Genomic DNA, 19,546 nt, shown 5'->3' on the forward strand with positions numbered 1-19,546 from the left:
GGCCAAGCCGGTACCCAATGGTCGGCCCTGTCGGCCTGGGCGGGGTGGGCGGCGGTCGGAGGGCCGGCGGTGGCCGGAGCGCTGTCAGCGAGGAGGTCATGAGATCCGCCTCCCTTCCTCGCTTCTCTCCTTACGCTCCCAGTCTTCTGGGTACAGGGTCCATTGGCAGGAGCCATGCGGTCCTATCCCGGTGGGACAGCAGGCCCTGGCGGACTTGGCGGCAGCGCGGGGAGTTGAACCCCGCCTGGACGCCTGTCGCGGCGTCGGGCTTGTTGCCGTGCCCCTGCCCGGGGTGTTCACCGGAACGCTGCCAGCCTCACCGTAGCCACCGCTGGTCTTCCCCTGTAGAGGCCAAGGACCCCGACTCACCGTGCCAATCGACTGGATGCCGATGCCCGCGTGAGTGCCACTGGGGCAGCGCCGCCCACCTACAGAACCGGCCTGACAAGCGGCCTCTGACCCGCGGGTTTGGAGCTGGCGGGGGGACTCGAACCCCCAACCTGCTGTTTACAAGACAGCTGCGCTGCCGGTTGCGCCACGCCAGCGGGTTGGTAGAGAGGGTACGTGATCAGGGGGTGGGCCGGGAGTGGCGGCGGCGGTGGACCTCGAACAGGGCCAGGGCGCCGGCCACGGAGGCGTTGAGGCTCTCGATCCGGCCGGACATGGGGATGCGGACGAGGACGTCGCAGGAGTCGCGGACGAGGCGGTGGAGGCCGGTGCCTTCGCTGCCGACGACGATGCAGACGGGCTCGTCGGCGAGGTCGAGGGTGAAGAGGCTGGCGTCGGCGGCGCCGTCGAGGCCGATGCACCAGACGCCGGCGGCGCGGAGCTGGTCGACGGCGCGGGCGAGGTTGGGGACCTCGGCGACGGGGAGGTGCTCGAGGGCGCCGGCCGAGGACTTGACGGCCACGGCGGAGAGGGGGGCGCTGCGGTGGCGGGGGAGGATGAGGCCGTGGCAGCCGGCGGCTTCGGCGCTGCGGGCGAGGGCGCCGAGGTTGTGGGGGTCCTCGACGCCGTCGAGGGCGAGGAAGAAGGGGGGGTCGCGGCCGGCGAGGGGGACGGCGAGGAGCTCGGTCAGGCCGATCGGCTCAATGGGGGCGACGACGGCGAGGACGCCCTGGTGGGCGCCGCTGCGGGCCTCGGCGTCGATCACCGAGCGGGGGACGGTCTGGACCTCGACGCCGCGGCGCTGGGCGAGGTCGAGGAGGTCGCCCAGGGCGGACCGGCCGGCGCCGGAGGCGAGCAGGATCCGGTCCATGGGGCGGCCGGCGCGGAGGGCCTCGACGACCGGGCGGCGGCCCTCGATCAGGGTGCGGCCCTGGCCAGGGCGGACCGCCTCGCGGGCCGCGTCGAGCTGGTCGCGGCGGCGGGACTGCTTGGCCTTGCGGGCGCCGGAGCCGCCGCGGCGCTTCTCGGACGGGGCCTGGGGGCGGCGGACCTCTCCCCCGCCGTCGCGGTCGCGGCGGGCCTTGGCCGGGCGTGGATCGCCGTCGCGCCGCCGGCGGCCGCCTACGGGAGGAGGTGCCATCGGGGGCCGCCGGGGCGGTCCTCGACCCGGATGCCGGCCTCGGCCAGGCGGTCGCGGATGGCGTCAGCGGCGGCGAAGTCGCGGGCCGCGCGGGCGCGTTCGCGGAGGTCGAGGAGGAGGTCGAGCAGCGGGCGGAAGGCCGCCGGGTCGGGCAGGTCGTCGAGCGGGGTGAAGCCGAGGCGGCCGGCCAGGTCGAGGAAGGTGGCGAAGCGGTCCCGGAGCGGGCCGGTGGCGTCGTGGTCGCCCCGCTCCAGCCGGACGATCAGCGGGTTGGCCTCGGCGACCAGGTCGAACAGCACGGCCAGGGCGGCGGGGACGTTCAGGTCGTCGTCGAGGGCGGCCTGGAAGCGGTCCCGCCACCCGCCCACGTCCTGGGGGCCGCCGGCATCGGCGTCCGCGCCGTCCCCGCCGGCGAGGGCGAGGGCCCGGGCGGCGTTGGTGGCGAACGTGGCCAGGCGGTCGTAGCTGGCGGCGGCGTCGGCCAGGACCTCCTCGGAGAACTCCAGGGGGCTGCGGTAGTGGGCGCCGAGGAGGGCGTAGCGGAGGACCACCCCGCGGTGGCGGCGCAGGAGCTCGCGGGGGCTGACCACGTTGCCGACGGACTTGGCCATCTTCTCGCCCTTGAGCTCGAGGAAGGCGTTGTGGAGCCAGTAGCGGGCGAACGGCTCGCCGGTGGCGCCCTCGGACTGGGCGATCTCGTTCTCGTGGTGGGGGAAGATCAGGTCCTCGCCGCCGCCGTGGATGTCGAAGCCGGTGCCGAGGTACTTGCCGGCCATGGCCGAGCACTCCATGTGCCAGCCGGGGCGTCCCGGGCCCCAGGGCGAGCCCCAGGTGGGCTCGCCGGGCTTGGCACCCTTCCACAGGGCGAAGTCGAGCGGGTCGCGCTTGTCCGGGTTGACCTCGACCCGGGCGCCGGCCTGGAGCTCGCCCAGGTCGCGGTGGGACAGCTTGCCGTACTCGGGCCACTTGCCGACGGCGAAGTAGACGTCGGCGCCGGCCTGGTAGGCGAGCCCGGCGTCGACCAGCCGGGCGATCAGGGCCAGCATCTCCGGGATGTGGGCGCTGGCCCTGGGGGCGATGTCGGGCGGCAGCACGCCGAGGGCGGCGGTGATCTCGTCGTAGACCCGCCCCCAGTGCTCGGCCACCACGAACGCCTGCAGCGGGTCGTGGCCGGCGGCGTTGATGATCTTGTCGTCGACGTCGGTGTAGTTCCGGACCAGCAGGACCTGGTGGCCGGAGGCGGTCAGGTGGCGGCGGAGCACGTCGAACACGACCACGGGCCGGAGGTTGCCGATGTGGGGCTCGCCGTAGACGGTGGGCCCGCACACGTAGATCCCCACCCGGCCGTGGTCGCGGGGCGTGAACGGCTCCTTGCGGCGGGTGAGCGTGTTGTGGAGCTGGAGGGCCACGGTGGTTCGGCTCCGGGTTCCGATCGGCGGTGAGCTCGTATCCTACCCGCGAACCGGCTGCTCAGCGGCCAGGCAGACGGCGGTGGCGGCGATCCCCTCGCCGCGGCCGCAGAAGCCGAGGCCGTCGGTGGACTTGGCCGTGACCCGGACCCGGGCCGGCTCCAGGCCGAGGGCGGCGGCCAGGTTGGCGGCCATGGTGGCGATCAGGTGGCCGAGGCGGGGCCGGTCGCAGAGGACGGCCACGTCCAGGCTGACGACCGTCCAGCCGCCGGCCGCGACCAGCTCGGCCACCCTGGCACACAGCTCCAGGCTGGAGGCGTCCTTCCAGCGGGGGTCGGCGGAGGGGAAGTGCTGGCCCAGGTCGGGCAGGCCGGCCGCGCCGAGCACGGCGTCGCAGGCGGCGTGGGCGACCACGTCGGCGTCGGAGTGGCCGTCCAGGCCGAGCTCGAACGGCACCCGTACCCCGCCGAGGACCAGCGGCCGCCCGGCGACCAGCGGGTGGGCGTCGACACCCTGGCCGACCCGCAGCGGCGGCAGGCTCACAGCCCGCCCCGCCCCCGATTGCGGCGGGCCAGCAGGGTCTCGGCGACGGCCAGGTCGAGCGGGGTCGTCACCTTGAGGTTCTCGGGATCGCCGAGCACCACCTGGACCCGGTGGCCGGCCAGCTCGACCAGGGCGGCCTCGTCGACCGCCTCGACCCGGTCACGGCGGGCGCGCCGGTGCGCCTCCTCCAGCACCTCGCGCACGAACAGCTGGGGGGTCTGCATGGCGCGGAGCTGGTCGCGGTTGACCAGACCGGTGGAACGGCGGCCGGCGTCGACATGGCGGATGGTGTCGGTCACCGGCACCCCGGGGACCACCCCGGCCGCCCCCGCCTCCAGGAGCAGCGTGAGCATGCGGTCGACGGCTCCGTGGGCGGTCAGGGGGCGGGCGGCGTCGTGGACGGCGACGTAGCCCGGCCCCGGCGGCAGGGCGCGCAGGCCGGCGGCCACGCTGGCCTGGCGGGTCGGCCCGCCGGCGACGACGGCGGTCACCTTGGCGAAGCCCTCCTCGGCGATCAGCTTGCCGGTGGCCTCCAGGGCGTCCGGGTGGCTGACCACCACCACCGCGACCGTGCTGGCGTTGGCCTCGACCGCCTCGACGGCGTGGGCCAGCAGGGCCCGCCCGGCCAGCTCGACCAGGGCCTTGGGGCCGGTGCCGCCGAGGCGCAGGCCGCCGCCGGCGGCCGGCACAACCACGCCCACCGCCACCGCCGCGGCGGCGGTGGGCGTGACGGAAGCGTCCGGGCTGACTACGACTCGAGCGCCTCGTCGACCAGCAGGACGGCCTTGCCCTCGTCGCAGTGGCAGGCGAGCACCAGCTCGGAGACGAGGATCTGGCGGGAGCGCTGGAGCATGCGCTTCTCGCCGGCGGAGAGGCCCTTCTCGCGGTCGCGCACGGTGAGGTCGCGGACGACCTCGGCGACCTGGAAGATGTCCCCGGACTGGAGGCGCTCGATGTTGCCCTTGAAGCGGCGGCTCCAGTTGCCCTGGGTCGAGGACTCGCCAGTGCGCAGGATCTCGAGGACGCCTTCGACGTCCTCGGAGCTGCAGACCTCGCGAATCCCGACCTCCTGGCAGTTGTCGCGGGGCACCATGAGGGTCAGGTCGCCATATGTCAGCTTGAGGACCAGGTACTCCCTGGTCTCGCCGCCTACCTCACGATCCTGGAGGCCTTCGATGACCGCGGCCCCATGCTGTGGGTAGATGACGCTGTCGCCGACCTTGAACATACGCGAAAACCCCTTCCCTCGAACGGAACACTAAACAGGATAACATTTCCGAGGGCCTACGTACAAACGAAGTCGCAGGTAGATGGCCTGATTGACATGGGCCAGGGTCATGCGTCGCCGTCGAGGCGGGCGCCGTCGGCGAGGCGCAGGAGCCCCTCGCGGAGGAGGCGGGCCCGCCCGGCGCCGACCCCTTCGACCTCCTCCAGGTCCTCCGGGCCGACGGCCAGGATCACCTTGAGCGAGCCGAAGCGCTCGACCACCCGTTCGACCACCGACGGCGGCAGCTGCGGCACCCTGGCCAGCAGGCGGTGGCCGCGCGGGACCTGGGGGGCGTCGAGGGCCTCGGGGTCGCCGGTGAGATCGATCGCCTTGGCCACGGCGGCCAGGTCCGACAGCTCCTCGGGGGTCAGGCGGCGCAGCTCGGCCAGCACCCCCGCCACCTCCCAGCCGGGACGCGGCCGCAGGTGGTCGCGGACGGCCAGCCGCTCCTCGTCCTCCACGCCGGCGCTCAGCTCCTCCATCTGCAGCCGCAGCAGGCGGCCCTCGCTGCCCAGCTCGGCCACGTACTGCTCCAGCTCGCCGGCCACCCGGCAGACCAGCTCGGCCCGGCCGAGCAGGGTCAGGACGTCCCTGAGGGTGGCCTGGCCGTGCAGCTCGCACACGTCCAGGGCGGTCCTGGCCTCGTCGAAGCGGGCCCGGTAGTGCTCCAGGGTGGCGACCGCCTGGTTGGCCCGGGACAGCACCGAGCCGACGTCCTCGAGCACGTGACGCCAGTCCTCGACGTACAGGGTGATGGTGCGCATGGAGTGGGAGACCGAGATCACCGGCACCCCGGCCTGCCTGGCCACCCGCTCGGCGGTGCGGTGGCGGGTGCCGGTCTCGACGGTGGCGATGGCCGGGTCGGGCATCAGGTGGACGTTGGCCCAGAGGATGCGGCCGGCCGTCTCGTCCAGGACCAGGGCGCCGTCCATCTTGGCCAGCTCGGACAGGCGCTGGGCGGTGAACGGCACGTCGATCTGGAAGCCGCCGGTGAACAGCGCCTCCACCTGCGGGGGCGAGCCGAGCACGATCAGGGCACCGGTGTTGGCGCGCAGGATCCGCTCGAGCCCGGGCCGCAGGGCCGTCCCCGGGGCGACCTGCCGCAGCACGTCGAGCAGGCGGTCGTCGAGACTCATCGCACCACCCGGATCGGGGGCGGGGCCGGGGTGGGGGTCGGCGCCAGGACCGACAGGGACTCGACCACGGAGCCGACCGGGTCGAGCTCGATATCGGCGGACCTGGCCGCGGCGGGCAGGCCGGTGGCGGGGACGAGGGCGCGGCGGAAGCCGAGCCGGGCCGCCTCGGCCAGGCGGCGCGGCAGCTGCGGCACCGGGCGGACCTCGCCGCCCAGGCCGACCTCGCCGATGGTGATCAGGTCGGACGGCACCTGCCGGTCGCGGGCCGCCGAGGCCAGGGCCAGGCAGACGGCCAGGTCGGCGGCGGGCTCGCCGATCCTGACCCCGCCGGCGGTGGCGGCGAACACGTCGTTGCCGGCCAGCCCGATCCGGGCCCGGCGGTCGAGCACGGCGACCAGGATGGCCAGCCGGCCGGCGTCCAGCCCCTGGGCGGTGCGCCGGGGCACGGCCACCCCGGTGGGCACGACCAGCGCCTGGACCTCGGTGACGAGGGGCCGGCGGCCCTCCAGGCTGACCGTGCAGGCGACCCCGGGCACCCCGGCCGAGCGGGCGGAGAGGAACAGCCGCGACGGGTCGGCCAGCGGCTCCAGCCCGGCCTCGGTCATCTCGAAGCAGCCGACCTCGTAGGCCGGGCCGAAGCGGTTCTTGGTGCAGCGGACCAGGCGCAGGGCGTGGTGCTGGTCGCCCTCGAAGTTGAGGACCACGTCGACCAGGTGCTCAAGGGTCTTGGGGCCGGCGACGGCGCCCTCCTTGGTGACCTGGCCGACCAGGAAGGTGGCGATCGAGCGCTCCTTGGCCAGCCGCACCAGCTGGGCGGCGACCTCGCGGACCTGGCCGACGCCGCCGGGGGCGCCGGCCAGCTCCGGGTCGGCCACGGTCTGGACCGAGTCGACCACGACCACGGCCGGCTCGACCCGCTCGACCAGGGCGCGGACGGACCCGAGGTCGGTCTCGGCGGCCAGCAGGAGCCCCGGGTGCAGGGCCCCGAGGCGCTCGGCCCGAAGCCGCACCTGCTCGCGCGACTCCTCGGCGCAGACGTAGAGCACCGGGCCGTCGGCGGCCAGGCCGGCCAGGACCCCGAGCAGCAGGGTCGACTTGCCGATGCCGGGCTCGCCGGCCAGCAGCACCACCGACCCGGGCACCAGGCCGCCGCCGAGGACCCGGTCGAGCTCGCCGACGCCGGTGGGCCGGTGGGCGCCCGCCTGGGCGGCGACCTCGGTGATGGGGACGGGGGCGGTCACCGGGCCGGTCGCCCTGGCCGGGCCGGCGCGCTCCAGCACCTCCTCGACCAGGCTGTTCCAGGCGCCGCAGGCCGGGCAGCGGCCGACCCAGCGCGGGCTGGCGGCCCCGCACTCGGTGCAGGCATAGGCGGTCCGGACTGTCTTGGCCATGCTGGATGCGCTCGCCCCCACCATCGGGCCGGGCCACCCGGCCCGGACCGGCGCGCCCGATGCCCGCCGGCAGGACGCCGACAGGCGCCCTCACCAGGCGAAATGCTAGCACGCGCCGACGACAATCGAATGTCGTCCACAATGGGGACATGGACGCGTCACCCGGGCCACGTGAGCTGGTGGCCCTGCTGGCCGAGCCGGACCGGCTCCGGGCCCTGGCCGCGGTCGCGCTCGGCGCCGCGACCCTGCCCGAGGTGGCCGAACGGGCCGAGCTGGAGCCCCGGGCCGCCGCCCGGGCCCTCAGCCGGCTGGTGGCCGGCGGGCTGCTCGACGGCGAGTCCGGCAAGGGGTACCGGGTCCGGACCGAGGTCCTCCGGGCGGCGGCCATCCCGCCGGCCCCGGCGGCCGGCGCCGCCCCGGCCGACGAGCCGGAGGACGCGGTGCTGCGCCGCTTCGTCCACGACGGCCGTCTGCTGGCCATGCCGGCGGCGCGGGGCAAGCGGCTGGTCGTGCTCGACCACCTGGCCGGGCTGTTCGAGCCCGGGCGGCGCTACCCCGAGCCGGTGGTGAACGAGCTGCTCGGCCGCTACCACCCCGACTACGCCATGCTCCGGCGCTACCTGGTCGACGACGGGTTCCTCGCCCGGGAGGACGTGCCGGCGCCCTCCGGGAGGGCCTCGGTCAAGGTCTACTGGCGGACCGGCGGGACGGTCGACCTGGCCGCGCCTACTTCTTCCTGAACCGCTCGCCGGCCTCGGCGAAGGTGGCGGTCAGGGCGTCGCCCAGCGACTCCGCGGCCTTCTTGGTCTGGGCGCCCACCTGGGGGTCGCGGACGGCGTCGCCGAGGGCGCTGAACGCCTGGTCGAGCGCCTCCCGCAGCTTCTCGAGGGCGTCGTCGACCTTGCGGCGGTCGGCCGACGGGGCCGCGCCCTCCTGGCCGGCGCCGCGCTCGGGGCGGGGCCGCTGGTCGTAGTGCTGCTTCACCTGGCGGCCGAGGGCCTTGAAGTCCTCCCCGACCTGGTCCCAGTTGGCCTTGCTCTCAGCCATCTCGTGCTCCTTCCCTCGCTCTGTCCTAGCTTACGCGGGCAGGCGCAGGAGGCCGTCGGCGCCGGTGGCGACCATGCCCTCGGACTCCAGGCCGGCCAGGAGGGTGTCGAACCAGCCGGCGGGCCGGTCGGCCGCGGCCGCGTCGACGGCGTCGGCCAGGGCGGCCCGGTCCATGCCGTCGGGGGCGGCGGCCAGGGCCCGGACCACGGCGCCGCGCCAGCGCCGGTCGGAGGTGGCGAACGGCGCCTGGGCCCGGGGCCGGGGCGGCGGCGCGGCCGGGCCGAGGGCCCGCCAGCGGCAGGTCGCCTCCAGCGGGCAGCCGCCGCAGCGGGGCTTGGGCCGGCAGTGCAGCGCCCCGACGTCCATCAGGGCCGACGACCACGCCCAGGACCGGTCCTCGGGCATGGCCTGGTCGGCCAGGCGCTGGCGGGCGGCCGGGGTGAGCTGGGACGGGTCGGCGCCGGTCAGGGACCGGGCCAGCACCCGGGCGACGTTGGTGTCGACGGGGGCGACCGGCTGCTCCAGGGCGAAGCAGGCGACCGCCCTGGCCGTGTAGGGGCCGACCCCGGGCAGGCGGGCCAGCTCCTCGACCGTGTCCGGCCAGCCGCCGCGCTCCACCACCGCCTGGGCCGTCCGGCGCAGGGCCAGGGCGCGCCGGTTGTAGCCCAGCCCCTGCCAGGCCCGCAGCACCTCGGCCGGCGGGGCGGCGGCCAGGGTGGCCGTGTCCGGGAACCGCTCCAGGAACGCCGGCCAGGCCGCGGCCGCCCGCGCCGCCTGGGTCTGCTGGGCCAGCACCTCGGCCACCAGCACCCGGTAGGGGTCGCGGGTCGCCCGCCAGGGCAGGCCCCGCCCGGCCTCCGCGAACCACGCCAGCACCCGTTCCCGGGTCGCCTCCAGCAACGCCTCTTCGACCATACGCGGCCCATCGTAAGCTGCTCTGACCATGGCGCTCACGCGGACCCGGCTGCGGGTCGAGGGGATCGTGCAGGGGGTCGGCTTCCGGCCGTTCGTGCACGCCCTGGCCGGGCGGCTGGGGCTGGCCGGGCTGGTCGGCAACGACGCCGGCGGGGTGTTCGTCGAGGTCGAGGGGGCGGCCGAGTCGGTCGAGCGGTTCCTGGAGGCGCTGGCCGCCGAGGCGCCGCCGCTGGCCGTGATCGAGCGGGTGACGGCCACCCCGCTGGCCCCCACCGGGATCAGCGGGTTCGCCATCGCGCCCAGCGCGGCCGGCGGGGAGCGCCAGGCGCTGGTGTCGCCCGACACCGCCACCTGCGCCGACTGCCTGCGCGAGCTGGCCGACCCGGCCGACCGGCGCCACCGCTACCCGTTCATCAACTGCACCAACTGCGGGCCCCGGTTCACGATCGTCCGCGACGTGCCCTACGACCGGCCGGCGACCACCATGGCCGGCTTCGCCATGTGCGCCGACTGCGCCCGCGAGTACCACGACCCGGCCGACCGCCGCTTCCATGCCCAGCCGGTGTGCTGCCCGGCCTGCGGGCCGGCGCTGGCCCTGCTGGACCGCGAGGGGCGGGCCGCGGGCGACGACCCGCTCGAGGCGGCCGCGGCCCGGCTCCGGGACGGGGCCGTGGTCGCCGTCAAGGGCCTCGGCGGCTACCACCTGGCCGCCGACGCGGCCAGCGAGCCGGCCGTGGCCGCGCTGCGGGCCCGCAAGCACCGCGAGGACAAGCCGTTCGCGGTGATGGCGGCCGACCTGGACGGGGCCAGGGCGCTCTGCCTGGTCGACCCGGCCGAGGAGGCCATGCTGGCCGGCCCCAGGCGCCCGATCGTCCTGCTGCGGCGGCGCCCGGACCTCCGGGCCGGCGTGGCCGGGCCGGTGGCGCCGGGGAACCGGTCGCTGGGGGTGATGCTCCCCTACACCCCCCTGCACCACCTGCTGCTGGCCGAAGTCGGGCGGCCGATCGTGCTCACCAGCGGCAACGTCTCCGACGAGCCGATCGCCTACCGGGACGACGACGCCATGGAGCGCCTCGGCGGGATCGCCGACTGGTTCCTGGTCCACGACCGGCCGATCCACGTCCGGGCCGACGACTCGGTGGTGCGGTCGTTCCGGGGGCGCGAGCTGCCCCTGCGCCGCTCCCGCGGGTTCGCGCCCCAACCGCTGGGGCTGCCCTGGCCGTTCCCCCGCCACGTCCTGGCCTGCGGGGCCGAGCTCAAGCACACCTTCTGCCTGGCCAAGGGCGACCGCGCCTTCGTCTCCCACCACGTCGGCGACCTGGAGAACTACGAGACCTACCGGTCCTTCACCGAGGGGGTCGAGCACTACCGGCGGCTGTTCGAGGTTGAGCCCGAGGTGGTCGCCCACGACCTGCACCCCGAGTACCTGTCGACCAAGCACGCGCTCGAGCTGGACGGGGTCGAGCTGGAGGGCGTGCAGCACCACCACGCCCACGTGGCCGCCTGCCTGGCCGACAACGGCGAGCCGGGGCCGGTCATCGGGGTCGCCTTCGACGGGCTCGGCTACGGCACCGACGGGACCATCTGGGGCGGGGAGCTGCTGGTCGCCGACCTGGAGGGGTTCCGGCGGGCCGGCCATCTGGAGACGGTGCCGATGCCGGGCGGGACGGCCGCCATCAAGGAGCCGTGGCGGATGGCCGCCGCCTGGCTGGACGCCGCCCTCGGCGGCCAGGTGCCCGAACGGCTGGAGGTGGTCGGGCGCAACCTGGGCCGCTGGGAGCGGGTGGTCGCCCTGGCCAGGTCGGGCACGGCCTCACCGGTGACCTCGAGCGCCGGGCGGCTGTTCGACGCGGTGGCGGCGATCCTGGGCGTCCGCGACGCGGTCAACTACGAGGGCCAGGCGGCGGTCGAGCTGGAGCAGCTCGCCGACCCGGCCGAGCCGGCCGCCTACCCGGCCCGGGTCACCGGGGTGGGGCCGGGGGGCGGGCCTGGCGGGCTGGTCCTGGCCGGGACCGACCTGGTCCGGGCGGTGGTCGAGGACCTGGAGGCCGGGGCGGCGCCGCCGCTGGTCGCCGCCCGCTTCCACAACGGCCTGGCCGCGGCCACCATCGCCGCCTGCCAGGCCGTCAGGGAGACCACCGGCCTGGAGGCGGTGGCCCTCTCCGGCGGCGTCTTCCAGAACCTCCTGCTCCTGGACGGCGTGGTCGCGGGCCTGGAAGGCCAGGGCTTCCGGGTCCTGGTCCACTCCCGGGTCCCCCCCAACGACGGCGGCATCAGCCTCGGCCAGGCCGCGGTCGCCGGCGCCCGTTCGCGGGCCCGGGCGACCTAGCGCGAGCGCCCTGAGCACGCCTGGGAAGGTTCGCCTGACAGCCTGCCCGCAGGCAGAGCCCGTCCGCCCCACCGGCCGGGGGGCCTTCAGGAGCCCCCGAACTACCCGCCCTGGTCGCCGGCGGGGAGGGTGGGGCCGCCGGACTCGGTCTCGTCGGGGTCGACCGAGGTGGAGGCGCGCTCGTCGGAGACGCCGACCGGGCGGTCGGAGGCGCCCTTGGTGCCGGTGTCCTCGCGGCCTGGCTCGGATTCCTGCCTGCCGACGTCCTCGCCGCGGCGGGTCATGCTCACGCCGACCCCGAGCGGGGAGGTGGCCTCGGTGTCGGTCGGGGGGACGCCCTCGCGCTCCTCGTCGGAGATCTCGCGGCCGGGGCCGGGGGGGACGTCGTCGGCGCCGTGGAAGACCTTCTCGGTGTGCTCCTCGTAGCCCTCCTTCATCTCCGTCTGGCGGCCCTCGTACGGCGGCACCAGCCCGCCCGGCTCCTGCTCCCCGGCCGGCTGCACCTGCTCGATCTCTTCGCGCTCGTCCATGCCCGGCCCCTTTCAGCAGATCCGCGGCAGGGGGTCCCCGACCAGCAGGTCGACGATCCGGGTCCCGCCGAACGACGTCTTCAACAGCACCAGGCCGGGCGGGTCGTCCCTGACCCGGCCGATGACGGCGGCGCCCTCGCCGAGAGGGTGGGAGCGCAGGGCGGCCATGGCCGCGTCGACCTGGTCGCCGTCGACGACCGCGACCAGCCGGCCCTCGCAGGCGACGTACAGGGGGTCGATGCCGAGCAGCTCGCACGCCCCGCGGACGTCCGGGCGGACCGGCACCGCCTCCTCGTCGACCACCACCGCGACCCCGGCCGCCCTGGCGACCTCGTTGCAGATGGTGGCCACCCCGCCCCGGGTCGCGTCGCGCAGGCCGCGCACGCCCGGGGCCGCGTCCAGCAGCCGCTCGACCAGGCCGTTGAGCGGGGCCGTGTCCGAGGCGACCTCGGACTCGATGTCGAGCTCGCCCCTGGCCAGCATGATGGTGATGCCGTGCTCCCCGATCGGCCCGGACACGATCACCGCGTCGCCCGGCCGGGCCGTGGCCACGCCCAGCTCGCCCGGCCGCTCGATCACCCCGACCCCGGCGGTGTTGACGTAGCAGCCGTCGGCCTTGCCCCGCTGCACCACCTTGGTGTCGCCGGTGACGACCTGGACCCCGGCCCGCTCGGCGGCGGCGGCCATCGAGCCGACGATCCGCTCCAGATCGGCCACCGGGAAGCCCTCCTCGAGGATGAACCCGGCCGACAGCCACAGCGGCCTGGCCCCGCTCACCGCCAGGTCGTTGACGGTGCCGTTGACGGCCAGGTCGCCGATGTCGCCGCCGGGGAAGAACAGCGGCGAGACCACGTAGGAGTCGGTCGTGAAGGCGAGCCGCCCGCCGTGGGCGGCCAGCACGGCCCCGTCCTCCAGGGGGGCCAGCAGCGGGTTGGAGAACGCCTCCAGGAACACGGCCTCGATCAGCGTCTGCGTCGCCTTGCCGCCCGACCCGTGCGACAGGGTGATGCGGTCCTCCTTGAGCTTGGCCTTGCGGGCCCGCGCCTTCTCGATCCGCTGGAGGACCTGCTCCTCGCGGCTCAGCTCCTGGTAGCGCTGGGACTGCTGGGTCACGTCCGCGTCGCCTCCTTGACGCGCTCGCGGGTGAAGCGACCGAAGTTGTAGTAGGCGGCGCAGGCCCCCTCGGGGGAGACCATGCAGGTGCCGATGGGTGTCTCGGGGGTGCAGGCGGTGCCGAACACCTTGCACTCCCACGGCTTGAGCACGCCCTTGAGGACCTCGCCGCACTGGCAGGCCTTGGGGTCGGCGACCCGCACCCCGGGGACCAGGAACAGCCTCTCGGCGTCGAAGGCGGCATAGCTCTCCCGCACCCGCAGGGCCGAGTGGGAGATGAAGCCGAGCCCGCGCCACTCGAAGTACGGGCGCAGCTCCATGACCTCGTTGATGACCTTGAGGGCCTTGTGGTTGCCGTCCCAGGGCACCACCCGCGAGTACTGGTTCTCGACCTCGATGCGGCCCTCGGCCAGCTGCAGCATCAGCATGTAGATCGACTGCAGCAGGTCGAGCGGCTCGAACCCGGCGCAGACCAGCGGCTTGCCGTAGTCGCCGGCGATGAACTCGTACGGCCGGCAGCCGATCACGGTCGACACGTGCCCCGGCCCGATGAAGCCGTCCAGGCGCAGGTCGGGCGAGTCGAGGATGGCCTTGATGGCCGGGATGATGGTGACGTGGTTGCAGAAGATCGAGAAGTTCTCGATCCCCTCGGCCTTGGCCCGGAGCACGGTCATGGCGCTGGACGGGGCGGTGGTCTCGAACCCGATGGCCATGAACACGATCCGCTTGTCCGGGTTCTGCCTGGCGATCTTGAGGCTGTCCAGGGGCGAGTAGACCATCCGGATGTCGGCGCCCCTGGCGGTGGCGTCGAAGAACGCCCCGTTGCTGCCGGGCACCCGCATCATGTCCCCGAACGAGGTCATGATCACGTCCGGCTGCTCGGCGATGAAGATGGCGTCGTCCACCCGGCCCATGGGGATCACGCAGACCGGGCAGCCGGGCCCGTGGACCAGGGTGATGCTCTCGGGCAGGTAGTCCTCGAGGCCGTGCTTGTAGATCGTGTGGGTGTGGCCCCCGCACACCTCCATGAACTTGTACTGCCGGCCCGGCTCGCACAGGGCGGCGATCTGGGCGGCGAGCGCCTGGGCCTTCTCGGCGTCGCGGAACTCGTCGACGAAGCGCACGGCTGCGGCCTCCTCTCGCTATTCGATCCTGGACTCGGCCAGCGCCGCCAGCTCGTCGGCGTAGGCCTGGCCGATCCCCTCGAGGAAGTCGAGGGCCGCCTTTGCCTCCTCCTCGTCGATCTTGGACAGGGCGAAGCCGACGTGGATCAGCACCCAGTCGCCCGGCTCCAGCTTCTCGTCCTCCAGCAGGCCGATGTTGATCGCCCGCTTGACCCCGCTGACGTCGACCTTTGCCAGGTCGGGACGGTCGTCGAGGAGCTCGACGATCTCACCCGGGATGCCGAGACACATCGTCTTCCTCCAAGTGGATTGCCTCCAGGATCAGCTCGTCCCCGCCGGTGGTCTCGATGTCGAGGCCGCCGCAGGCCGGGCAGATGGCGAGGACGTCGGTGGCCTCGGCCTCGTTGCCGCAGTCACCGCAGCGGGCCCGCACCGGCACGACCACCAGGTCGACGGCGGCGCCGTCGGCCACCGTGCCCTCGGCGACCAGCGCGAACGACTGGTCGAAGGCCGAGGAGACCACCCGGTGCTGCGCTCCGACGCGGACCCGGACCCGGGTCACGCGGCGCCCGGCGGCGCGCCGCTCCACCGCCTCCAGCACTCCCTCGCACAGGCCCAGCTCGTGCACCCGGTTCCTCCTGTCTACATCGACCGGATCTTGAAGTAGCGGGCGAGGTCCGGTACCGACTTGCGCAGGACCGCGACCAGCCCGACCAGCGCCGCGCCGAGCACCACCTTGCGAAGCATGCTCATCCCTCCTTCCCGCTCGTCCCGCTCGTCTCGTGCTCGCCGATGAGCTCGCGGACGACGGCCACGGCCTGGCCGACCGCGCCCGCGACCGGCGGGCTGAGGCCCATCCGCTCCGACACCTCGGCCGGCTCGCAGCCGACCACCAGCAGCTTGGGGATGTCCCCGCCGAGGGCCTTCAGCAGGGCGAACACCGCGTCCGGCTCCATCCCGTGGGCGTCGACCAGCACCCCCGACCCGTCCTGGACGGCCGGGTCGGGGGTGCCGTCGAGGTCGGGCTCGATCACGTACACCGTGCCCGGGGCCTCCCCGCGGGGGGCGGCGTCGACCAGGATCGCCGCCTCGTAGCCCTCCAGCAGCTCATACGCCAGGTGGACGCCGCGGATGCCGAAGTCGCCCACCCGGACCCAGCCGGGCAGCTGCTCGCCGGCCAGCCGCCTGGCCACCTCGACCCCGAACCCGTCGTCGCCCAGGAACACGTTCCCGACCCCGGCGACCAGCACTCGGGGGGGGTCTGGGGGCCTCAAGCCTAGGCTCCCAGTGGGAAGGCTCATTGCGGCTCGACCTCGTCGGGCGAGAAATACAGGTAGCGGCCGTGCCAACGCTGCAGGTCGGCCGCCGGGTCCTCGTCGAGGGTGACGGCCAGGTGCCGGTTGCCGTCGACGTCCAGGAACACCGCCTCGACCGTGGCCAGGCGGCCGGCCAGGAACATGTCCTGGGCGTCGGCCCGGCGCTGGCCCGGCCGCAGCCGCACCCGGCTCCCCTTGGCCACCGTGACCCCGGCCACCACCACCCCGTCGGTCTCCGGCGACACCGTCCGGTCGGCCCCGGGGTCCCACCACGGCACCAGCTCGGGGGCCTGGGGGCCGGCCTCGGCCCCCTCGACCCCCTTGAGGTAGCGGACGGCGCCGTGGAGGCGCTCGAGGAGTTCGGGGGGCATGTTGTCGACCCGGTCGATGATCGCCGCCGCCCGCTCGTCGGTCGCCCGGGCCTCGCGCTTCTCGTCCTCGGTGAGGGCCATGGTCCGCAGGGTGAGGATCTCGTCGATCTCGGTGGCGTCGAACAGGTCGCCCGGGCTCTCGGGGGCGATGGTCGGGTGGTCGTAGAGGATGATCGGCGAGGACAGCATGGCGTCCCGCCGGCCCTCCTCGCCGATCAGCACCGGCCAGGTGTTGACGTTCTGGCAGGCCTCGGCGGCCGGCTTGGCCCACGCGGGCGGGTCGAGCAGGGAGAGAAACACCCCCTGGTCGACCCCGAGGAGGCTGTGGGCGGCGACCAGCGAGTGCCGCAGGGCGACGCTCCGGTCGGCCCCGGCGCGGTGCCAGGCGCTGGCGTTCTCGACCACCAGCCGCAGGCGGACCAGGCCGTACGGTCCCTCCAGGCGCTCGGCCGACAGCCGGACCGTCCCCAGGACCGGCCAGCGGCGCCGGACCGTCCGCCCGGCCAGCTTGCCGGCCGCGGTGTGGACGGGCTCGACCCGGCGGCCGCCGGGCCGCTCGAACGGCGTCACCAGCTCGCCCTCGAGCAGCCGGGCCAGCGGGGCCTCGACCGTCACCTCCTGCTCGGCCGCCTCGTCCCAGGGGACCAGCTCGGCGCCGTCGACCGGCAGGGCCGGGACCTCGTTGAAGGTGCCGGCCTCGAGGTCGACCACCTCGACGGTCTTGGCCTGCACGTGGAGGAAGCGGACCAGGACCCGGACGGTGGTCGACTCCTCCGGCTCGAGCAGGCACTCGGTCTGGCTCGACCATGGCTCCTCGGGGCCGTGCTCGCTCCAGCGGCGGGGCAGCAGGACGCCGAACTGCCAGCGGGCCTGGTTCTTGGCCGCCGAGGCCCGGTAGGGGTACAGCAGGTAGCCCTCGTACAGGACGGCGTCGGCCACCTTGCGGGCCAGCTCGAAGGCAGGAAACGGGGCCGCGGCCGTCACGGCCTGGCCTCCCCGGCCTCCTTGAACAGCGCCTCAAGGGCGTCGTCCCAGGTCGGCAGGGCCCGGACGGCCTTGAAGCGCTGCAGCGAGTCGAGCGTGTCGCGCCGCATCCGGATCCAGCCAGCCCCGGGGAAGAAGCGGTCCATGATCTCGCGCCACACCGCCACCGGCAGCCGGTAGGTGGTCTCCTTGTGCCAGGGCACCTGCCCGACCGAGAAGCCGCTCAGCCCCTTGGTGAACACCGTCCCGCTGAACAGCAGCAGCAGCGGCACCTCACCGTCGCCGAGGGCGTGCAGGTACTTGGAGGCGGCCACCTCGAAGTCGTAGGTGCAGGGCACCGGCAGGTCGCACTCGATGCTGCCGGTGAAGCTCGGCACCATCAGCGACACGGTGGCGAACTGCATCGGCTTGAGGGTGTCGCCCCAGCGGGGCGGCTCGCCGAACAGCTCCAGCAGCCCGTCGGCCTCCTCCGGCGAGTAGCGGCGGCGCTGGGGCTCGATGCGGATCTGGCAGCGCAGGGCGATCGCGTGGACCTGCTCGCCGGTCGTCTCCGAGATCCGCAGCTTGAGCTGGAGGGTGGGGACGGCCGCGTAGCGGTCGGGCTGGGCGTCGACGCAGTCGAACACGAGGTCGGTCACGGTTCCCCGGTCTCCTTTCCGACCGGGCGGCTCCGCTCCCGGACCGCGTCGAAGAAGCCGTCGATCGCCTCCCACGCCTCCTGGCCGCCGTCAAAGCCCTTCCAGTGCATCCGGACCAGGCCGACCAGCTCGTAGCAGGCGTCGATCGGGACCAGGAAGCACTCGAACCCCTCGCCGGCCCGCTGGACCAGCAGCGCCTCGACGTCGGGGGCGAGGTCGGTCATGACGGGGTTGGCGGCGACCACGTCGGCCCAGGCCTCCAGGGGGAGCAGCGACTCGGTGGCCCCGGCCGGGCTCGGGTAGAAGCCGGCCACCCGCCCCAGGTCGGAGTTGAGGAAGAAGAAGGCGACCCGCACCGGGATCTGGAGGGCGTCCCAGCTCGCGTCGTCGAGCCGGAACCCTGGGTCGTGCAGGTAGCGGTCGGGCACCGCCCGGTAGCGCCCGCCGGCCGCCCCCTGGTGGGTGAACAGCAGGTAGCAGGCCCGGCAGGTGCACAGGATCTGGCGGCTGTCCAGGTTGACCACGTGCGAGTGGCCGTCGCCGATCGGCTCGGCGCACATCTCGCACGCCTCCCCCGGCGCCGCCCGCGGTTTCTCCCGGGCCGCCCCCGGCACCGGCGGGCCGGCCGGCTGGGGCCCCACGAACCGCCGCAGCCCCGAGCTCATACGCCGGCACCCGCCCCCGTCTCGACGGCCGGGCACGGCTCCTGCCACTCGGGGCGCATCGTCCGGATCTGGAGCAGCTGCGGCTCCCGCTCCCGGGTCAGGTTCTCGACCTCGACGGCGGTCACCTCGGGGGCGGCCTCCTCGATGGCCCGTTCGATGGCCAGCTTGACCGTCATGGTCGACGACGGGCAGCCGTCGCAGCTGCCCTCCAGGCGCAGGCGGACCACCCCCTCGGGGCCGACCCCGAGCAGCTCGACCCCGCCGGCGTGGGAGCCGAGGTAGGGGCGGACCTGGTCGAGCGCCTCGACCACCCGGGTCTCGGTGTCCTTGGGATGGAGGCCGTGGAGGACGAGCAGGCTGGCGACCAGCTCATCCTCCACGAGCCGTTCGAGGACTTCGGGGCCGGCCAGCTCGACCGTCCGCTCCAGCGCCGCCCCGTACAGCTCGACGACCAGGCGCACGACCTCCTCGGCGGTCTCCGCGGTGGCGGGGTCGCCGGCGGCGCGGATCCGGCCGATCAGCTCCTCGATCCGCGCCCCGACCGTGCTGAGGTCGCGCGTCTCGTCCATGGCGGCGGTTCTATCCCTGGTTGAGCATGGTCGGCGAGTGCAGCTTCTTCACCACGTTGCCGTTGCCCAGGTACATGTGGACCCCGCAGGGCAGGCACGGATCAAAGCTGCGGACCGCCCGCATGATGTCGATGCCCTTGAACCTCTCGGGTGGGTTCTCCTCGAAGATGGGGGTGTTCTGGACGGCGTCCTCGTACGGGCCCGGGGTGCCGTAGACGTCGCGCACGCTGCCGTTCCACGGCGTCGGCGGGTAGGGGTGGTAGTTGGCGATCTTGCCGTTGCGGATGACCATGTGGTGCGAGAGCACGCCCCGCACGGCCTCGGTGAACCCGACGCTCACGGCCTCGTCGGGCACCTTGAAGGTCTCCCAGGTCTTGGTGTGGCCGGCCCGGATCTCGGCCAGCGCCTTCTCGGTGAAGTGCAGGGCCGCGGCGGCCGAGTACGCCTGGAAGTAGGTGCGGGCCCGGTTGCGCTCGATCGCGTTCGACCACTGCGGGATCTTCCACTCGAAGGACTTCTCGGGCCTGGTGGCCGTCCGGGGCAGGTTGATGACCACGCTGTTGCCGGTGGCCTTGATGTAGCCGATGTCGACCAGGCCGGACAGGGCCGTCGACCACAGCCGGGCGATCGGCCCGCCGCCGGTGTCCAGGGCCAGGTGGTCGGTGCCGTCG

Annotated in this window: 22 protein-coding genes and 1 tRNA gene; 2 read left to right on the top strand and 21 right to left on the bottom strand. The window is 74.4% G+C overall.

Annotated features, from left to right (window positions below):
* Positions 1-469: 469 nt before the first annotated feature.
* The 8 genes from VF468_09125 to radA all read right to left on the bottom strand — a co-directional run bounded on the left by VF468_09125 (position 470) and on the right by radA (position 7,274).
* Positions 470-545, bottom strand: a tRNA-Thr gene (locus tag VF468_09125).
* Between the two features lie 23 nt (positions 546-568).
* Complete coding sequence (gene rlmB / locus VF468_09130) at positions 569-1,528, bottom strand: 23S rRNA (guanosine(2251)-2'-O)-methyltransferase RlmB (protein ID HEX5878468.1); 960 nt, start codon at positions 1,526-1,528, stop codon at positions 569-571.
* Positions 1,510-2,937, bottom strand: a complete 1,428-nt coding sequence (cysS, locus tag VF468_09135) for a cysteine--tRNA ligase (protein ID HEX5878469.1) — start codon at positions 2,935-2,937, stop codon at positions 1,510-1,512. Before cysS ends, rlmB begins: the two co-directional genes overlap by 19 nt.
* 42 nt (positions 2,938-2,979) lie before the next feature.
* The gene (gene ispF / locus VF468_09140) at positions 2,980-3,480 is read right to left on the bottom strand and encodes a 2-C-methyl-D-erythritol 2,4-cyclodiphosphate synthase (protein HEX5878470.1); all 501 of its coding nucleotides are present in this window, start codon (positions 3,478-3,480) and stop codon (positions 2,980-2,982) included.
* On the bottom strand, positions 3,477-4,181 hold the full coding sequence (ispD, locus tag VF468_09145; protein HEX5878471.1) for a 2-C-methyl-D-erythritol 4-phosphate cytidylyltransferase: 705 nt from the start codon (positions 4,179-4,181) through the stop codon (positions 3,477-3,479). Before ispD ends, ispF begins: the two co-directional genes overlap by 4 nt.
* 47 nt (positions 4,182-4,228) lie before the next feature.
* A complete protein-coding gene (locus VF468_09150) occupies positions 4,229-4,708 on the bottom strand; it encodes a CarD family transcriptional regulator (GenBank protein HEX5878472.1) in 480 nt (159 codons plus the stop codon).
* A 107-nt stretch (positions 4,709-4,815) separates the two neighbouring features.
* A complete protein-coding gene (gene disA, locus VF468_09155; protein ID HEX5878473.1) occupies positions 4,816-5,883 on the bottom strand; it encodes a DNA integrity scanning diadenylate cyclase DisA in 1,068 nt (355 codons plus the stop codon).
* Positions 5,880-7,274, bottom strand: a complete 1,395-nt coding sequence (gene radA, locus VF468_09160) for a DNA repair protein RadA (GenBank protein HEX5878474.1) — start codon at positions 7,272-7,274, stop codon at positions 5,880-5,882. The genes disA and radA overlap by 4 nt, the downstream gene beginning before the upstream one ends.
* Positions 7,275-7,423: 149 nt before the next feature.
* Here radA and VF468_09165 point away from each other — a divergent pair, with 149 nt between their 5' ends.
* Positions 7,424-8,014 (top strand): DUF2087 domain-containing protein, encoded by a 591-nt coding sequence (locus VF468_09165; protein ID HEX5878475.1) that lies wholly within the window; start codon positions 7,424-7,426, stop codon positions 8,012-8,014.
* Here the strand turns inward: VF468_09165 and VF468_09170 are convergent.
* Together VF468_09170 and VF468_09175 are read right to left on the bottom strand one after the other, a co-directional pair.
* Positions 8,001-8,321, bottom strand: coding sequence for a hypothetical protein (locus tag VF468_09170; GenBank protein ID HEX5878476.1), 321 nt, complete (start codon positions 8,319-8,321; stop codon positions 8,001-8,003). The genes VF468_09165 and VF468_09170 overlap by 14 nt on opposite strands.
* A 30-nt stretch (positions 8,322-8,351) precedes the next feature.
* The gene (locus VF468_09175) at positions 8,352-9,236 is read right to left on the bottom strand and encodes an A/G-specific adenine glycosylase (protein HEX5878477.1); all 885 of its coding nucleotides are present in this window, start codon (positions 9,234-9,236) and stop codon (positions 8,352-8,354) included.
* A gap of 28 nt (positions 9,237-9,264) precedes the next feature.
* Here VF468_09175 and hypF point away from each other — a divergent pair, with 28 nt between their 5' ends.
* Complete coding sequence (gene hypF, locus VF468_09180) at positions 9,265-11,565, top strand: carbamoyltransferase HypF (GenBank protein ID HEX5878478.1); 2,301 nt, start codon at positions 9,265-9,267, stop codon at positions 11,563-11,565.
* Positions 11,566-11,666: 101 nt separating this feature from the next.
* Here hypF and VF468_09185 read toward each other — a convergent pair whose 3' ends face one another.
* From VF468_09185 to VF468_09235, 11 genes are all read right to left on the bottom strand, one after another.
* On the bottom strand, positions 11,667-12,095 hold the full coding sequence (locus VF468_09185) for a hypothetical protein (protein ID HEX5878479.1): 429 nt from the start codon (positions 12,093-12,095) through the stop codon (positions 11,667-11,669).
* Positions 12,096-12,107: 12 nt separating this feature from the next.
* Entirely contained in the window at positions 12,108-13,208 is a 1,101-nt protein-coding gene (gene hypE, locus VF468_09190; protein HEX5878480.1) for a hydrogenase expression/formation protein HypE, read from the bottom strand.
* Positions 13,205-14,332 (bottom strand): hydrogenase formation protein HypD, encoded by a 1,128-nt coding sequence (gene hypD / locus VF468_09195; GenBank protein ID HEX5878481.1) that lies wholly within the window; start codon positions 14,330-14,332, stop codon positions 13,205-13,207. The genes hypE and hypD overlap by 4 nt, the downstream gene beginning before the upstream one ends.
* Before the next feature lie 18 nt (positions 14,333-14,350).
* On the bottom strand, positions 14,351-14,623 hold the full coding sequence (locus VF468_09200; protein ID HEX5878482.1) for a HypC/HybG/HupF family hydrogenase formation chaperone: 273 nt from the start codon (positions 14,621-14,623) through the stop codon (positions 14,351-14,353).
* Positions 14,601-14,960: a hydrogenase maturation nickel metallochaperone HypA gene (locus VF468_09205; GenBank protein ID HEX5878483.1), complete on the bottom strand. Its 360-nt coding sequence runs from the start codon at positions 14,958-14,960 to the stop codon at positions 14,601-14,603. The genes VF468_09200 and VF468_09205 overlap by 23 nt, the downstream gene beginning before the upstream one ends.
* A 121-nt stretch (positions 14,961-15,081) precedes the next feature.
* Positions 15,082-15,606, bottom strand: a complete 525-nt coding sequence (locus VF468_09210) for a hydrogenase maturation protease (GenBank protein ID HEX5878484.1) — start codon at positions 15,604-15,606, stop codon at positions 15,082-15,084.
* 23 nt (positions 15,607-15,629) lie between these two features.
* Complete coding sequence (locus VF468_09215) at positions 15,630-17,003, bottom strand: hypothetical protein (GenBank protein HEX5878485.1); 1,374 nt, start codon at positions 17,001-17,003, stop codon at positions 15,630-15,632.
* Positions 17,000-17,641, bottom strand: coding sequence for a DUF6084 family protein (locus tag VF468_09220; protein HEX5878486.1), 642 nt, complete (start codon positions 17,639-17,641; stop codon positions 17,000-17,002). Before VF468_09220 ends, VF468_09215 begins: the two co-directional genes overlap by 4 nt.
* A complete protein-coding gene (locus VF468_09225) occupies positions 17,638-18,306 on the bottom strand; it encodes a DUF5947 family protein (protein HEX5878487.1) in 669 nt (222 codons plus the stop codon). Before VF468_09225 ends, VF468_09220 begins: the two co-directional genes overlap by 4 nt.
* The gene (locus VF468_09230; GenBank protein ID HEX5878488.1) at positions 18,303-18,875 is read right to left on the bottom strand and encodes a NifU family protein; all 573 of its coding nucleotides are present in this window, start codon (positions 18,873-18,875) and stop codon (positions 18,303-18,305) included. The genes VF468_09225 and VF468_09230 overlap by 4 nt, the downstream gene beginning before the upstream one ends.
* A 10-nt stretch (positions 18,876-18,885) precedes the next feature.
* Positions 18,886-19,546: nickel-dependent hydrogenase large subunit (locus VF468_09235; protein ID HEX5878489.1), on the bottom strand; the 661-nt coding region annotated here is incomplete at its 5' end.

This window comes from Actinomycetota bacterium, assembly GCA_036280995.1.
In the GTDB taxonomy this organism is placed as follows: domain Bacteria; phylum Actinomycetota; class CALGFH01; order CALGFH01; family CALGFH01; genus CALGFH01.

Coding starts and splice junctions, on each gene's coding strand:
- rlmB (HEX5878468.1), bottom strand. CDS start 1,528: ATGGCACCTCCTCCCGTAGGCGGCCGCCGGCGGCGCGACGGCGATCCA.
- VF468_09150 (HEX5878472.1), bottom strand. CDS start 4,708: ATGTTCAAGGTCGGCGACAGCGTCATCTACCCACAGCATGGGGCCGCG.
- disA (HEX5878473.1), bottom strand. CDS start 5,883: ATGAGTCTCGACGACCGCCTGCTCGACGTGCTGCGGCAGGTCGCCCCG.
- radA (HEX5878474.1), bottom strand. CDS start 7,274: ATGGCCAAGACAGTCCGGACCGCCTATGCCTGCACCGAGTGCGGGGCC.
- VF468_09165 (HEX5878475.1), top strand. CDS start 7,424: ATGGACGCGTCACCCGGGCCACGTGAGCTGGTGGCCCTGCTGGCCGAG.
- VF468_09170 (HEX5878476.1), bottom strand. CDS start 8,321: ATGGCTGAGAGCAAGGCCAACTGGGACCAGGTCGGGGAGGACTTCAAG.
- VF468_09175 (HEX5878477.1), bottom strand. CDS start 9,236: ATGGTCGAAGAGGCGTTGCTGGAGGCGACCCGGGAACGGGTGCTGGCG.
- hypF (HEX5878478.1), top strand. CDS start 9,265: ATGGCGCTCACGCGGACCCGGCTGCGGGTCGAGGGGATCGTGCAGGGG.
- VF468_09185 (HEX5878479.1), bottom strand. CDS start 12,095: ATGGACGAGCGCGAAGAGATCGAGCAGGTGCAGCCGGCCGGGGAGCAG.
- VF468_09200 (HEX5878482.1), bottom strand. CDS start 14,623: ATGTGTCTCGGCATCCCGGGTGAGATCGTCGAGCTCCTCGACGACCGT.
- VF468_09225 (HEX5878487.1), bottom strand. CDS start 18,306: ATGAGCTCGGGGCTGCGGCGGTTCGTGGGGCCCCAGCCGGCCGGCCCG.
- VF468_09230 (HEX5878488.1), bottom strand. CDS start 18,875: ATGGACGAGACGCGCGACCTCAGCACGGTCGGGGCGCGGATCGAGGAG.